Origin of the sequence: Arthrobacter sp. 2RAF6, from assembly GCF_052115205.1 — a bacterium.
GTDB lineage: Bacteria > Actinomycetota > Actinomycetes > Actinomycetales > Micrococcaceae > Arthrobacter.
The window spans coordinates 62,511-76,469 of record NZ_JBFRGF010000006.1; the positions used below are offsets into that span (position 1 = coordinate 62,511).

The following is a 13,959-nucleotide window of genomic DNA, read 5'->3' on the forward strand; positions in this document are numbered from 1 at the left end:
CAACGCGAAACAACACGAGGTACTGAACGTGGCAACTGCTGCACAATGGATTCAAGGCGCCCGCCTGCGCACCCTGCCGGCAGCAATCGCGCCGGTACTGATCGGCACAGCGGCTGCCTACGAGCTGCAATCTTTCCGGCTCTTGAATGCCATCCTCGCCGCCCTCGTGGCGCTGCTGCTGCAGATCGGGGTCAACTACGCCAACGACTACTCGGACGGCATCCGCGGCACCGATGAGGATCGCGTGGGTCCGCTCCGGCTGGTCGGATCCGGCGCGGCACGCCCGGGCCACGTCAAGTGGGCTGCCTTCGGTGCGTTCGGCTTGGCCATGATTTTCGGCTTGGTGCTGGTGATCATCACGCAGAGCTGGTGGCTGATCCTGGTGGGCATCGGCTGCGTCCTCGCTGCCTGGGGGTACACCGGCGGCAAGAACCCGTACGGCTACCTGGGCCTTGGCGACCTGTTCGTGTTTGTCTTCTTCGGCCTGGTGGCAACACTGGGCACCACCTACACGCAGGCGGGGCAAGTGAGCCTTCCGGCCGTCATCGGCGCCATAGGCACGGGATTGATCGCCTGTGCCCTGCTGATGGCCAACAATGTGCGCGATATCCCGACGGACATGGTGGCCGGCAAGCGGACACTGGCCGTGCGGCTTGGCGACCGCCATGCCCGCGAGAGCTACGTCCTGATGCTGGCAGTCGCGATCCTGTTGGTCGTGGTTCTGGCGCCTACCAAGCCCTGGATGCTCATAGTGCTGCTGCTGATCCCCGCCTGCCTCATGCCGGCCTGGCTCATGGTCAACGGCCGGAAGCGCAAGAGCCTCATCCCGGTGCTCAAGCAGACCGGACTGATCAACCTTGGCTACAGCGTGCTGTTCTCGTTGGGCCTCATCCTGAGCCACGGCTTCTAACGCCCGCTCACCTATAGGCCGGTTTCCCCGAACCCTCGCTCACATGATGTGAGCGAGCGTTGGCCGAAAGTGCCCCAAAAGTGAGCGAGCGTCTTTCGGGGATGCGCTATATGTGAGCGAGCGTCTTTCCCCCGAACGCCCGCTCACATATAGCCCGGTTTCCCCGAACCCTCGCTCAGCTTTGAGCTTCTAGGCTTCCTTGGGGCGTCGGTCGTTCTCGACCTTTACCGCCGGGTTTTCATCGACCAGCCGGTCCTCGATCGAGGCATCTTCGATCTCCAATGCGGAGCGGATGGGCTTGGCCTTCCCGGAGAAACGTTCGCGCATGGCGGCAGTGGCGGCGTCGCGCTGCTTCTGGAAGAACAGGTAGCTGATCGCGAACGCGATGAGGCCCGCGAAAATCGCTGCCAGGAACAAACCCGTCTGCAGGAGGGCGAAGAGGACGAAGAGCGGTACGAAGATCGCCAGGCGGATCAGGGAGTATTTGAGGAAAGCCACGGATCAAGTTTAGCCTCCCAGCCTGATTGCACCCTGATCGCACAGCTATCGTTGGACCCGGCGGCGACTAGACTTGACGGTATGCTCCGCGTTGTTGCAGTTGTCGCCGTCCTGCTTGTGTTCGTCTATGGGCTGGTGGACGTCATCCGCACCGACCGCCGCTCTACCCGGGGAATTTCCAAAACCGCTTGGATTGTCGTCATGATCCTGCTGCCGGTTCTCGGCGCGGTCCTCTGGTTCCTTATCGGCCGTCCCTACAACATCCGGCCCACCCCGCAGCCCGCGAGCCACCCCACCGCCCCCGACGACGACCCCGACTTTCTCCGCAACCTGGAGGTCCGCCGTCGCAACCAGGCCGAAGCCGAGCGGCTGAAGAAGCTCAAGGCCGAACTCGAAGCCAAGGAACGCAAGCTCAAGGGCGAATCCAAGGCCGACGACAGCGGCGACGTCAACAGCTGACAGGTGACTGAACCTGCCGCACGAGAGGGCCTCAGGGTCTTGCTAAGGAGCGCATCGCCGACCAGAGCTGAATGAGGCCGCCCGCGGCCGAATGAGGCGTCGGGAGGAAGAGACGCCCTGAGGGTCCCGAACTGAGCTTGCGAAGTTTGGGAAAGGGCGGAACGCTAAGCGACGGCAAGGCACTGATGCCCGCGGACCCGGTCCGCGGACATCCGCCGGAGAAGTCCTACTGCGAGAGCCCCGAGTAAGAGTGCAGGCCGTTGAAGAACACGTTGACCACGGTGAAGTTGAAGATCACGCATAGGTAGCCTGCAATCGACAACCAGGCCGCACGGGTTCCCGTCCAGCCGCGGGTGGCGCGCGCGTGCAGGTAGCCTGCGTAGACCACCCAGATAACGAACGTCCAGACTTCCTTGGTGTCCCAGCCCCAGAAGCGGCCCCAGGCTTTCTCGGCCCAGATAGCGCCGAACATGAGGGTGAAGGTCCACCCCACGAATCCCACAGTGTTGATGCGGTAGGACAGGTTTTCCAAGCTCAGCGCGTTGGGGACGAGCCGCATGAAGCCCAGTTTGTCCACGCCGCCAGCCGCCAGGGTCTTCTGCCGGTGCGATTGCAGCAACTGCAGGGCTGACATGGCGAAGGTCAAGGTGAACAGGGAAGCCGACATCACGGCGATGGAGACGTGGATGACCAGCCAGTAGCTTTGGAGTGCCGGAACCAGGTGACCGACCGGGGTCCAATAGGTCACCGACGCGGCCACCATCATGATCACGGCGAGGCCCAGCACGAAGGTGCCCAGGAAGCGCAGGTCACGGCGGATGAGCGAGAGCAGGAAGACTGCAACCACCAGGAAAGCACCGGTGGTCAGGAACTCGTACATGTTGCCCCACGGCACGCGGCCTGCGCCGATCGCACGGGTGATGACCCCGGCACCATGGATTGCCACGCCGATGATCGCGACTGCCACTGCCGCGCGGGCGGGAATGCGGCGCTCGGCGGCGTACTTCATGTCACCGCCGGCGGTCTGGCTGACGGAGGTGATCGCCGACGTCGGGCGCTCGGTACGGCCGGCAGGTCCCCCGACGTCGTTTCCACCGGCACGCCCGGCGGCGACCGGAACCTTGACCTCGGCTGCCACCGAAGAGGCCGCCTTCAGGTCCACTGCCTTCAGCATTTTGCTGCTCTTGGCGAGGTCCCACGCGAAAGCGACGAACGCCACCGTGTAGGTGCCGGCCGCGAGCAGCATGAAAAGCTCGCTGTATTGGCCCATGGTTTCGTTGATGGGGAACATTACTGGTCCTTCGAGGTTGAGGAAGAAACGGTGTCAGTGGACTTCTCCGTGGAGAGCAGCCATTCTCGTTGCAGCAGTTCGCGGATCGCGGCAGCTTCGCCGGCCAGCCTGTGGTCCTCGCCGCGGGCAAGGAGACCGTACTCCACCATTGTGCGCCCGTCGTCGTGGGTTCCGGTCCGGACCCAGACGCGGCGGCGGTTCAGGTAGAGGGAGAGAATCAGTCCGGCGACCGCCAGCAAGGCGAACACGAGCGCGGTGGCCTGGCCCGGATTGTGGTGGATGTCGACGCCCACGTACTTCTTGACGCCGTCGAAGGTGATGCTGCCCTTGCCGTTCGGAAGGGTGTAAGTGCCTCCGGGGGCGAGCGCGATGGCCTTCTCGGCCATGCCGCGGCCATTGAGCGGGGTCAGCTTGGCTACGTCGAGCTCGAAGACGTTTTGCGGGGTGCCCTTGTTCAGGCCGAGGTCGCCGTAGTACGAGTTGAGGTTCAGCTGCGGGTTGATGAGTTCGGGATCGCCGCTGTAGGCGACACCCTTGTCCGTCACCATTGCCGTGGGCAGGAAGAACCCTGCGAAGCCGAGCTGATCGGGCTTGGCATCGGGAACCTTGATGACCACTGAGGAATAGTAGTTGTCACCCTGAAGCTTGGCTACGACAGGTCCCTGCATAGCGACGTTGCCGGCGCCGTCCCGGACGGTGACGACGGGAGCGTAGCCGTTGCCCGTCAGGTAAATGCTGGTATCGCCAAGTGTCACGGGATCGTTGACCTTGAGGACCTGCTTCCTGGCAGGCGCGTCCGGGGTGTCCTTGGTGGTGACATCGGCCGTGAAGTCGATGGGCTGGCCGAAGTGCGCCGGCGATTCCCGGTCGAACTGGACGTCGAACTTGTTCAGCTGGATGGAGTACGGCTGCAGCCAACTGCTCTGGAAGTTGGTGCCGGGGCTGAATTGGTCATAGCCCACCAAGGTGTTCACGAAGGTGTCACCCTCCACCAGGATGCGCTGGCCGCTGTAGCCGAACAGCCCGCCGACGGCTACCGAAACCAACACTCCGATCAGCGAAGCGTGGAACACGAGGTTGCCCACTTCCTTGAGGAAGCCGCGCTCGGCACCCAAGGAAGGCATGGCGGCGTCGACGTCGCGCACCTCCACACGGTAGCCGCGCTTCTTCAGCACCGCGGCGGCGTCCGAGATAGCCTTCGACGCCGGGATCCCGGCGTCGGCGGCCAGCACAAGCGTGCCGTACTCCGGGAGGCGGGAGAGTCGCTTCGGGGTCCGCGGCGGCTGGGACCGCATTGCCTTGTAGTGGGCGATGGCCCGTGGCGTGACACAGCCGATCAGGGAGATGAACAGAAGAATGTAGATCGCCGAGAACCAGGCAGAGGAATACACGTCGTAGAGCTGCACGGAGTCCAGGAGCTTGCCGTAGTCCGGGTGGTCGCTGATGTACTGCGTCACGATCGAAGGGTTCGCCGGGCGCTGCGGGAACAGCGAGCCGGGAACCGCCGCGACGGCCAGGAGCAGCAGCAGGAACAGCGCAGTACGCATGCTGGTCAGCTGGGTCCAGGCCCAGCGCAGCATGCCTACGATCCCCAGGATCGGGAGTGCCGCCTCGGCCCTGGCCTTGTCGATCGCCTTGCCGTTCGCCTTGTCAGCTGCGTTGTCATTCGCCTTGTCAGCTGCGTCGTCAGCTCCCGCGGATTCGCCGGCGGACTTGTTGGACTTCTTTTTACCTTGCACGGGCTCGCTCATCAGATCGGCAACTTCACATCGGTTTGGAACCAGTACTGGAGCCCGGTTACCCAGGCGCCCCACACTCCCGTGGCCATCAGGATTCCCAGGAGGATCAGGATGCCCCCGCCCATCCGCTGGATCGCGAGGCGATGCTTGCGGAAGAAGGACATCACACCCATCCCCCGGCGGACTGCGAGGGCTATCAACAGGAAGGGAATGCCAAGGCCAAGACTATAGACAAACGCCAGGAGAGCCCCCTTCGCCGCGGACGATCCCCCGGAAAGGCTCAGCAGCTGAACGGCGGAATAGGTGGGACCGATACAGGGCGCCCAGCCGAGTCCGAACGTGATGCCCAGCAAAGGGGCACCCCACAGCCCGGCAGGCGGCTTGGCATGGATTTTGGCGTCGCGCTGCAACCACCCGAAGCCGCCCAGGAAGACGACGCCCATGATAATCACCAGCATGCCCAGCAATTGCGTGATCCACGCGTTCTGCGGGCCGGTGATAAGGGTCCCCAGTTGGCCGAAGGCACCACCGAGCAGGACAAAAATCACGGAGAATCCGAGGACGAACAGGCCGATTCCCGCGAGCATGCGCCCGCGCCTTTGCTTCTGGAGGTCGACGCCGGTCAGCCCGGTCACGTAGCCAAGGTAGCCAGGTACCAAGGGCAGGACGCAAGGCGACAGGAAGGACACGAGTCCGGCCAACAAAGCCACGGGGATGGCCAGCAGCAGGGAACCGCTCAGGATGGTCTCGGCAAAAGGGCTGTTCACGCTGTCGGGGCCACCTACTCGGCAACCGCGGTGGTGATGAGTGCCTTGAGCGTGCTCTTCTCGATCTCGCCCAGGACGCGGGCAGCAACCTTGCCTTCCTTGTCGAGCACCAGGGTGGTCGGCACCGCACCCGGAGGCACAATGCCGGAGACAGACAGCAGCACGGCGCCGTCTTTGTCATCGAAGCTGGGGTACGTGAGGTTGAACGTCTTGTCGAACGCGTCCGCCGTTGCCTTCTCGTCCCGGAGGTTCACGCCGTAGAACTGGACACCTTTGCTCTTGAACTCCTGGTGGAGTTCCTCAAGAATCGGCGCTTCAACCCGGCACGGCGCACACGCGGCGAACCAAAAGTTGAGGACGGTTACCTTGCCGAGCAGGTCCTGCGGGGTCACGGCAGTTCCGTCGAACAAAGTGCCTTTGATCCCGACGGCGGCCTTGCGGTCCGCTTTGGCGAATTCGGTCACCGAGCCGTCCCCGGCGACGTAGTTCTTGTTGTCGCCGGCTTTGGCCTGCTGGGCCAGGGCGTCTTCCTGGGCGCAGGCGGACAGGCCCATGGTCAATGCAGAGAGTGCCACTCCCCCGACGGCGAGGAAGCTGCGGCGCGAAGTCAAGGCGGCATTGATCTTCTGGCCGCTGGTCTTGCGGCTCGTGGTGTTGCGGTCCATTGTCATGCTCCGGGTGTCTTCGCGGCGCCGGGCAGCAGCACGGCGGCGGGTTCGCTGTACTCCACCCGCGCAACCTTGCCGTCGTCGAACACGAGGGATGTGAGGGACGCCAGAGTGCACTCGCGCTTGCGTGGATCGTGCCACAGGGGCCGACCCTCGGCGCTGAGGCGCGTGGCGTAGATGGGGAGCTGGTGGCTGACGAGGATGGCTTCGGCGCCATCGCCGCCGAGTTCGATCGCTTTCAGCCGGGCATCCTCGACGGCGGCACGCATGCGGGTGACCTGGTCCTGGTAGGACTCACCCCAGGACGGACGCAGAGGGTTGCGGTACTCGAACCAGTGCTTGGGCTTGATGAATTCGGAGATGTTGGCTCTGAGCCCCTGGAAATGGTTCTCCGCCTCGATGATCCGCGGTTCCGTGTGGATCGGGAGGTCCAACGCCTCGGAAGTGGGCAGCGCGGTTTCCTGCGCGCGGGTCAACGGCGAGGAGGCAAGGTGGACGATGTTCGCCCCCTGCGCGACGCGGGCAGCGAAGTGGTCCGCGAGCATCTTGGCCATCTCGCGGCCGCGTTCGGAGAGGTGGAATTCGGGCAGTCTGCCGTACAGAATGCCGTCGGGATTGTAGACCTCGCCATGGCGGAGCAGATGGACAGTTGCTTGGGGCATGTTTACCAGTTTCTCAAAGAAGGCGGGCGATCCGAAATCTTCTACGTTTTGTAGAACTGAAAGTTTCTCCAGAATGTTCCCTGAAGGTGGAATAAAAGATGCATTTGCATGTTTATACTTGACACAAGGTTCGGTTGACACTTCAACTAAGTGCGGCCGAACGCCCGATGAAGCTACGATCACACCTTCCCAAGGAGAACCCCATGACTCTTCCCGCAAACGTCACCACCGGCGTCTGGACCCTCGACAACTCCCACAGCGAGATCGGCTTTACCGTCCGCCACGCAGGCATCAGCAAGGTCCGCGGCCAGTTCACCGAGGCCGAGGCCACCCTGGAACTCGGAGGCAGCCTGGCCGACTCCAAGGTCGCCGCAACCATCCAGACCGCCAGCTTCGACTCGGGCGACGCCAACCGCGACGGCCACGTCAAGGGCGAGGACTTCTTCGATGTGGAGAAGTTCCCGGAAATCAGTTTTGTCTCCCGCCACGTCAAGGCCAACGGCGACAGCTTCGACCTCGTGGGCGATCTGACTATCAAGGGCGTCTCGAAAGAGGTCACCATCGAGACCGAGTTCAACGGCGTGGCTGTTGACCCGTTCGGCAACACCCGCGCTGGCGTCTCCGGTGAGACCACCATCAGCCGCAAGGACTTCGGCCTGACCTGGAACGCAGTGCTCGAGGCCGGCGGCGTGCTGGTCAGCGACAAGGTTGTCATCAACCTCGAACTGGCTTTCATCGCGCCTGCCGCCTAATCCACCGGTTTCCCGGACTGAATGGCGTCTCCGGGGCTGCACGCGATTCCGTGTGCAGCCCCGGAGGCGCCATTTCTTTGCTTGCGGTGTCACCCGCCTATTGTTCGGCCAAAAGCCGATACTTAGCGGCGAATTAGCCTAGAATTTCCTATGAATCCTTAAACCTCAGGTCTAAAGTGATGCCATGAGTAACCCAAACGAAGCTCCTCAGCCTCAGCAGCCCGGAGCCCAGCCACCGCAGCCCGGCAATGTCCCTCCTGCGGGTTACCAACCTCCGCAGGGATACCAAGCACCTCCTTCTTACCAAGCGCCCCCCTCCTACCAGCAGCCCACCCCTGGAAACCAGCAGCCGGGCCAACCCGGGCACGGCGAAGGTTTCCACTTCGAGATGCCTACCGACGGTCCCAAGAGCTTCAACGATGTGCTGCCCAAGGGCGGTTTTTCCGGCATGTTCAGCGTCGCCGGCATGCCGATAGAGCTGAAGGTCTCGTACTGGATCTGGCTTATTGGCGGGCTCCTGGGCCTCCTGGGTGGCCTGCTCGGCCTCTTTGGCTCCATTGTGCTTTTCACGCTCGTACCGGGGGTCGCCGTCGTCGTCCTCCTTCTGGTACTGATAGCCCTGGTTGTGGCGGCCGCCCAAATCGTCTTCGCGATGAAGATGAAGGAAGGCAAGGAGTGGGCCCGCCTCGCGCTGACTGTCATTGCCGGAATTTCCCTGATTCTCTCGATCGTGGGAGGCGCGATGGCCAATGGACAGAGCAACAACTGGTTCAGCTTCGTCATTAGCCTTATCGCAACCATCCTGATGTGGCTGCCCAATTCGCAGGCGTGGTTCAAGTCAGCGAAGAGCGCCGTCTAGCCGCACCGTTCCAAGCCGAGCTGAAGGCCGCGGCAGGTCCCGGGAGGACCCCGCGGCCTTCCCTTTGTCGCCGCACAATCCACGGGAGATCCGTCGAAGCTTGTTTAGCGAGAATTCTTCCCGTGAATCATCACCAGCACTGTGCCGCCGGGGTACGGTGGAATTAAGCCGAGCTGGGGGCAGGGCACGTTGCACCCGGCAGCCGTATCTGCAGTCGACACGCAAAGGAATGCCATGAGCACCCCTCCGTACCCGCCGTCCACTCCCGGCGAGAATCCCACCCCTGAGGAGCCGAAATACGGCCAGCAGGCACCCCAGCAGGGTCAGCAGCCGCAATACGGCCAGCAAGCTCCGCAGTATGGGCAGCAGACACCTCAATACGGCCAACAGTCACCGCAGCAGGGTCAGCAGCCCCCTTACGGCCAGCCTCCCGCGCCGCAATACGGACAGCCTTCCGCACCCCAGTACGGGCAGCAGGCTCCGATGTACGGCCAGCAGGCACCTCAGCAGCCGCAGTACGGCCAGCCTCCCGTCCCGCAATACGGCCAGGGCGGACCGGTCGCCTGGCCGAGCCAGCAGCCTGCCGCGACGTCCGGAGTCCCGCAGTTGGTCAATATCTCCTTCTGGCTCATACTTGCCGCCGGCTTGCTGACCTTGATCGGCATTCCGTTCACGATCGCTCAGCTGAACTCGCCCGCGGGCAAGAACATGCTCGATCAGGCCTTGTCGGCGCAAGGAAGCAACGCTTCTGGCATAGACACCAGCAGCTTTATCAGCATTTTGATCACCGTCCTGGTTATTTTCTCGGTGATCTTTGCCGGACTCTACGCACTGGTTGCGTTCAATGTCCGCAAAGGAAAGAACTGGGCCCGCATCCTGGGCACGGTCTTTGCCGGAATTTCCCTGCTGGGCCTGACCCAGATCGGCATGGGCACCATCACCATCCTCTTGGGCATCGCCGCGATCGTGCTGCTGTACTTGCCGGCCTCGGCGCCGTATTTCCGGAAAGCCCAGCCGTTCGCGAACCCCTACGGCCAGGCGCCGTACGGCCGCTAAGGACAGGGCCTTACGGCCGCTAGTCCAGACGGCGAACGGCCACAGGGCCAATAGCTGAGAACAAAACGAACAACGGGCGCAGACCCGGCTTGGCCTAGAGGGCCTGGCGCGGAGTCTGCGCCCGTTGTGCGTGATACGCCAGGATTTGAAGCTCAGTGGCCATGTCCACCTTGCGCAGATTCACGTACGGCGGAACCTGCAACAGCACAGGAGCAAAGCTGAGGATGCTGCGGATACCAGCGCTGATCACGCGGTCGCAGACGTCCTGTGCCACCGCGGCCGGGAGGGCCAGGACAACCATGTTGGTGCCGGTCCGCTGAAGGACCGTTTCAAGATTCGCGGCGTCGCTGACCCGCAGCCAGCCGACTTCGTTCCCGATGATCATGGGATCGGCGTCGAGGATCGCCACCACGTCGAAACCGCGCGATTCGAATCCGCCGTACCGTGCCAAGGCTTTGCCAAGGTTTCCGGCGCCCACAATGGCCACTTTCCAGTCGTGGGTCAGGCCGAGCGCCGCCGCGATGTGCCGGCTCAGGTACTGGACCTCGTATCCCACGCCACGCGTTCCATAGGAACCGACGTAGGAGAGATCCTTGCGCAAAGTGGATGAACTGACTCCCGATGCCTCGGCCAAAGCCTCGGAGGAAACCCGTTCCACGCCTTCGCCCAGCAGGGAGTTCAGAGCGCGCAGGTAGAGCGTCATCCGGGCCACAGCCGCGGGTGGTATCTGCTTCGCGGCAGAGTCCTTGTCCCCGGGTACAGCTTCGGCAGACGGTTCCAGCGCAGTCACGTTCTTCTCCATTGCGTCGCTTTGTTTTCCCACTCTATTGCCAACAAAGCTCTGCACGCATGTTCAGGCGGCGATGGCCTTCTTCAGGACCCGCACCAATCGTGCCTCATCGATTTTCCAGAAATCCCGCTGGATTCCGTCCACGAATACTACCGGGATCTCCTCGGCGTAGCGCTCACGCAGTACAGGGTCAGTGTCGATCGACTGTTCCGTCCACGTGAGCCCAAGGCTTGAGGTCACGCGTTCGACGGCGTCACGCGCCGCGGCGCAAAGGTGGCAGTCAGCTTTGGTGAGGAGTACGACGTCGGGATTTGCCATGGTTCAACGGTATCGCTTCAGCGTCGGCACAGCCTCCGCGAACGGCAGGGGGCCGAGCGATTGACTAGACTCAAGGCATGCCCGTCGAGAAGAACGCCGTTGTGGCCACCGCGCCGGCTGCAACGCAGCAACACGGCGAAGCCGCATTCTTCGACGTCGACAACACCCTGATGAAGGGTGCCAGCCTCTTCCACGTCGCCCGGAAGATGTATGAACGCAAGGCCTTCACGCTCTCCCAAGCCGCGGGATTTGCCTGGAAGCAGTTCAAGTTCGTCCTGCGGGGCGAAAAAATGGAGGACGTCCATTCCGTCCGGGATTCCGCGCTGATCCTCGCTGCTGGTATCAAGGTGTCCGATATCAAGGAGTTGGGCGAAGAGGTCTACGACGAGATGATCGAGTCGCGGATCTGGCCTGGTACCAAGGCCCTGGCAGAACAGCACCTGCGTGTCGGCCGGAAGGTCTGGCTCGTGACCGCCACGCCCATCGAAGTCGCCACCGTCATTTCGACACGGCTCGGCCTGACGGGCGCCCTGGGTACCGTGGGCGAAGTTGAAGATGGCGCCTACACTGGCAGGCTGGTGGGCGAGATCCTCCACGGACCAGCCAAAGCGGTGGCTGTGCAGCGCATAGCGGACGAAGAAGGCCTGGACCTGAAGCGCTGCTGGGCGTACAGCGATTCACATAACGACATCCCTCTGCTCACTTTGGTGGGCCACCCGGTGTGCATCAACCCCGACGCCGGGCTGCGCCGCCATGCGCGGGAGAACAACTGGCCTGTCTACGACTTCCGTTCCGGCCGCAGGGCAGCCACGCTCGGCCTCAAAGCCGCGACCGTCGGAGGCGCCGTCTACGGTCTGTGGCGGGGTTTCTCCAAGTTCCGCGGCCCGAGGGCCTGACCCCAGCTCTTCCTACGACACGCAAGGAGCTGTGCGACACAGAAAATCTCTGGCGACACCCGGGTCCGGGTGTCGTCAGAGATTTTGCGCGTCGCCAGGCAATTTGCGCGTCGCGAGATACTCAGCGCGCCATCGCCATCCCACCCGTGCACGCAAAAATGCCCGCCGCCTCGGGAGGCAACGGGCATTCACGCTGTAGGAAGTATCTCTACTTCTTATTGCGACGCTGGTGGCGGGTCTTACGAAGCAGTTTGCGGTGCTTCTTCTTGGCCATACGCTTGCGGCGCTTCTTAATAACTGAACCCACGTAAGTTCCTAACCAAACTAGATTGAGACTCTGTCTGCTGGGTGAGGTCCTTGAACTGAGCAACAGACTTTACAACTGACAGATTCTTACAATGACGTAAAACGTTCCTTAACAGGGTACCGCCTATCGGGGGCACCCAATGACCGTTGGCCCCTAGGGAACCAAGCAAGACTCAAGCCGTCTCCGAGTGTCCGTCGACGACCGCGCCCTTGAGGTACTGGCTCACGGCTTCTTCGGGGACACGGAATGATCGTCCAAATCGGACGGCCGGCATTTCTCCCGAGTGGACCAGGCGGTACACGGTCATTTTGGAAACCCGGAGGACTTCGGCGACTTCAGCCACTGTCATGAAACGCGCGTTCGAGAAGTTAGCCTCTGCGGACATTTCTCCATATTCCTTTGCTCTCAGCGGTTAGCGGCGAACCCCAGCATTCATTACCTGGTGTGCCGATGCTGAGCCATCAAACAACCATGTGCTAGATACTCTAGAGGCAGCTGGTACCAAAGTGAAAGTCTTTCGGCCAACTGGAGACTCCGTCTCCTTTAGTTGGAGACGGCAATTCGACGCTTGCGTGCAGAGGCGGCCAGCTGGTCCAGGACGGACACTGTGACGTCCCATTCCATGCAGGAGTCAGTAACGCTCTGGCCGTACACCAGCTCTTGTTTGCCGACCGACTGCCGCTCCACATCCAGGTTCTGCGCCCCACCGACAAGGAAGCTCTCCAGCATGACGCCGGCAATCGGCGAAGCAACGTCGTCTTCCAATTGCGCACCGATCTCCAAGGCGACTTCGGCCTGGCGATGGTGGCTCTTACCGCTGTTGGCATGGCTCGCGTCAACGATCAGCCGCGGATTCAGCCCCTTCGCCACAAGCTTCTCCGAGGCAGCAGCAACCTGGTCAGCGGCGTAGTTAGGACCCTTGCGGCCACCGCGCAGGATCACATGCGTGTCCGGGTTGCCCGAAGTCGCCACCAGGGCGGCGCGGCCATCGCCGTCGATCCCAAGGAACGCCTGGGGCGCGGCAGAGGCACCGCAAGCATCGATCGCTACCTGGAGGTCGCCGTCGGTCCCGTTCTTGAAGCCGATCGGCATGGACAGACCGGAGGCGAGCTGACGGTGGATCTGGCTTTCGGTGGTCCGTGCACCGATGGCCCCCCACGCCACGAGGTCGGCCATGTATTGCGGACTGATGGGCTCCAGGAACTCGGTGGCGGTCGGCAAGCCGAGGGCCGTGACTTGCTGCAGGAATCCACGCGCCGCACGGAGTCCGGCTGCGATGTCATGGCTGCCGTCCAAGTGGGGATCGTTGATGAGGCCCTTCCAGCCCACCGTGGTCCGCGGCTTCTCGAAGTACGCCCGCATGACGATCAAAAGGTCTTCCTTGTGCTTCTCCGCCTGGCTGACCAGCCTGCGTGCGTATTCCAGGCCGGCCTTCGGATCGTGGATGGAGCACGGGCCCACGATCACCAGGAGGCGATCGTCCACGCCGTCCATGATCGCGCGGACTCCATCGCGTCCGCGCTCGACGACGGCGGCGGACCTCGCGTCGAGCGGCAGTTCGGCGCTGATTTCCTGCGGCGTGGGGAGCGGCTCGAAGCGGCTGACGCGCAGGTTCGACGTCGACTGGGCGGCGGCATTCTCGACGTCGACGTTATGTGTGGTGGGCTCTGCGGCGATGCTGGTCATGAAAGGGGTCCTGTTCCGGAGAGGAGCGGACCCTACTCAGAGCCCGCCTGGAAATGGCGAAGGGCAGAGAATGATCTCTGCCCTGTTGGCTCTGAAGGAAGTTGGATGCGTGTCAGTTAGACGCGGGCCCCTCCAGAGCCAACGAAAAATACGCATACCAACGGTTAGTCATAGCCAAACCATAGCGTCAGGCTCCGGATGCCCGCAAATCGAAATGCAACGACATCAAGGGAAACCGTTTCCCCACGCACTATAAACTTCACCTCAGGACAATTGTTGCCGCCCCGTTGGGGCAGGGCGG

The 13,959-nt window shown here is 62.6% G+C and carries 17 protein-coding genes; 6 read left to right on the forward strand and 11 right to left on the reverse strand.

Annotated features, from left to right (window positions below):
- Window positions 1-28 precede the first annotated feature (28 nt).
- The gene (locus tag AB4Z38_RS06665) at window positions 29-910 is read left to right on the forward strand and encodes a 1,4-dihydroxy-2-naphthoate polyprenyltransferase (protein WP_441428989.1); all 882 of its coding nucleotides are present in this window, start codon (window positions 29-31) and stop codon (window positions 908-910) included.
- 189 nt (window positions 911-1,099) lie between these two features.
- Here AB4Z38_RS06665 and AB4Z38_RS06670 read toward each other — a convergent pair whose 3' ends face one another.
- Window positions 1,100-1,408 (reverse strand): DUF4229 domain-containing protein, encoded by a 309-nt coding sequence (locus tag AB4Z38_RS06670; RefSeq protein ID WP_441428990.1) that lies wholly within the window; start codon window positions 1,406-1,408, stop codon window positions 1,100-1,102.
- A gap of 81 nt (window positions 1,409-1,489) precedes the next feature.
- Between AB4Z38_RS06670 and AB4Z38_RS06675 the strand changes: the two genes are divergently transcribed.
- Window positions 1,490-1,867: a PLD nuclease N-terminal domain-containing protein gene (locus AB4Z38_RS06675; protein WP_284983379.1), complete on the forward strand. Its 378-nt coding sequence runs from the start codon at window positions 1,490-1,492 to the stop codon at window positions 1,865-1,867.
- 226 nt (window positions 1,868-2,093) lie between these two features.
- On the opposite strand, the gene ccsB is transcribed toward AB4Z38_RS06675, so the two are convergent.
- Genes ccsB through AB4Z38_RS06700 form a run of 5 tightly spaced genes read right to left on the reverse strand, consistent with a single transcriptional unit; the run spans window position 2,094 to window position 6,994 of the window.
- Window positions 2,094-3,158: a c-type cytochrome biogenesis protein CcsB gene (gene ccsB, locus AB4Z38_RS06680; RefSeq protein WP_441428991.1), complete on the reverse strand. Its 1,065-nt coding sequence runs from the start codon at window positions 3,156-3,158 to the stop codon at window positions 2,094-2,096.
- Window positions 3,158-4,909, reverse strand: coding sequence for a cytochrome c biogenesis protein ResB (gene resB / locus AB4Z38_RS06685; RefSeq protein WP_441428992.1), 1,752 nt, complete (start codon window positions 4,907-4,909; stop codon window positions 3,158-3,160). Before resB ends, ccsB begins: the two co-directional genes overlap by 1 nt.
- Window positions 4,909-5,664 (reverse strand): cytochrome c biogenesis CcdA family protein, encoded by a 756-nt coding sequence (locus AB4Z38_RS06690; protein ID WP_441428993.1) that lies wholly within the window; start codon window positions 5,662-5,664, stop codon window positions 4,909-4,911. The genes resB and AB4Z38_RS06690 overlap by 1 nt, the downstream gene beginning before the upstream one ends.
- A gap of 14 nt (window positions 5,665-5,678) precedes the next feature.
- Window positions 5,679-6,329 (reverse strand): TlpA family protein disulfide reductase, encoded by a 651-nt coding sequence (locus tag AB4Z38_RS06695; RefSeq protein WP_441429100.1) that lies wholly within the window; start codon window positions 6,327-6,329, stop codon window positions 5,679-5,681.
- Between the two features lie 2 nt (window positions 6,330-6,331).
- The gene (locus AB4Z38_RS06700) at window positions 6,332-6,994 is read right to left on the reverse strand and encodes a histidine phosphatase family protein (protein WP_441428994.1); all 663 of its coding nucleotides are present in this window, start codon (window positions 6,992-6,994) and stop codon (window positions 6,332-6,334) included.
- Between the two features lie 203 nt (window positions 6,995-7,197).
- On the opposite strand from AB4Z38_RS06700, the gene AB4Z38_RS06705 reads away from it, so the two are divergent.
- From AB4Z38_RS06705 to AB4Z38_RS06715, 3 genes are all read left to right on the forward strand, one after another.
- A complete protein-coding gene (locus AB4Z38_RS06705; protein ID WP_441428995.1) occupies window positions 7,198-7,746 on the forward strand; it encodes a YceI family protein in 549 nt (182 codons plus the stop codon).
- 388 nt (window positions 7,747-8,134) lie between these two features.
- On the forward strand, window positions 8,135-8,605 hold the full coding sequence (locus tag AB4Z38_RS06710; protein ID WP_441428996.1) for a hypothetical protein: 471 nt from the start codon (window positions 8,135-8,137) through the stop codon (window positions 8,603-8,605).
- Window positions 8,606-8,839: 234 nt separating this feature from the next.
- On the forward strand, window positions 8,840-9,661 hold the full coding sequence (locus tag AB4Z38_RS06715) for a hypothetical protein (RefSeq protein WP_441428997.1): 822 nt from the start codon (window positions 8,840-8,842) through the stop codon (window positions 9,659-9,661).
- Between the two features lie 94 nt (window positions 9,662-9,755).
- On the opposite strand, the gene AB4Z38_RS06720 is transcribed toward AB4Z38_RS06715, so the two are convergent.
- Complete coding sequence (locus AB4Z38_RS06720; protein ID WP_268818795.1) at window positions 9,756-10,463, reverse strand: redox-sensing transcriptional repressor Rex; 708 nt, start codon at window positions 10,461-10,463, stop codon at window positions 9,756-9,758.
- 51 nt (window positions 10,464-10,514) lie between these two features.
- Window positions 10,515-10,769 (reverse strand): glutaredoxin family protein, encoded by a 255-nt coding sequence (locus tag AB4Z38_RS06725; protein ID WP_441428998.1) that lies wholly within the window; start codon window positions 10,767-10,769, stop codon window positions 10,515-10,517.
- A gap of 77 nt (window positions 10,770-10,846) precedes the next feature.
- Between AB4Z38_RS06725 and AB4Z38_RS06730 the strand changes: the two genes are divergently transcribed.
- Window positions 10,847-11,665: an HAD family hydrolase gene (locus AB4Z38_RS06730; protein WP_441428999.1), complete on the forward strand. Its 819-nt coding sequence runs from the start codon at window positions 10,847-10,849 to the stop codon at window positions 11,663-11,665.
- A 208-nt stretch (window positions 11,666-11,873) separates the two neighbouring features.
- On the opposite strand, the gene AB4Z38_RS06735 is transcribed toward AB4Z38_RS06730, so the two are convergent.
- From AB4Z38_RS06735 to AB4Z38_RS06745, 3 genes are all read right to left on the reverse strand, one after another.
- Entirely contained in the window at window positions 11,874-11,972 is a 99-nt protein-coding gene (locus AB4Z38_RS06735) for a 30S ribosomal protein bS22 (RefSeq protein ID WP_003792170.1), read from the reverse strand.
- A gap of 172 nt (window positions 11,973-12,144) precedes the next feature.
- Window positions 12,145-12,357, reverse strand: a complete 213-nt coding sequence (locus tag AB4Z38_RS06740) for a helix-turn-helix domain-containing protein (RefSeq protein WP_184738709.1) — start codon at window positions 12,355-12,357, stop codon at window positions 12,145-12,147.
- 158 nt (window positions 12,358-12,515) lie between these two features.
- Window positions 12,516-13,658 (reverse strand): 3-deoxy-7-phosphoheptulonate synthase, encoded by a 1,143-nt coding sequence (locus AB4Z38_RS06745; protein WP_441429000.1) that lies wholly within the window; start codon window positions 13,656-13,658, stop codon window positions 12,516-12,518.
- Between the last annotated feature and the right edge of the window lie 301 nt (window positions 13,659-13,959).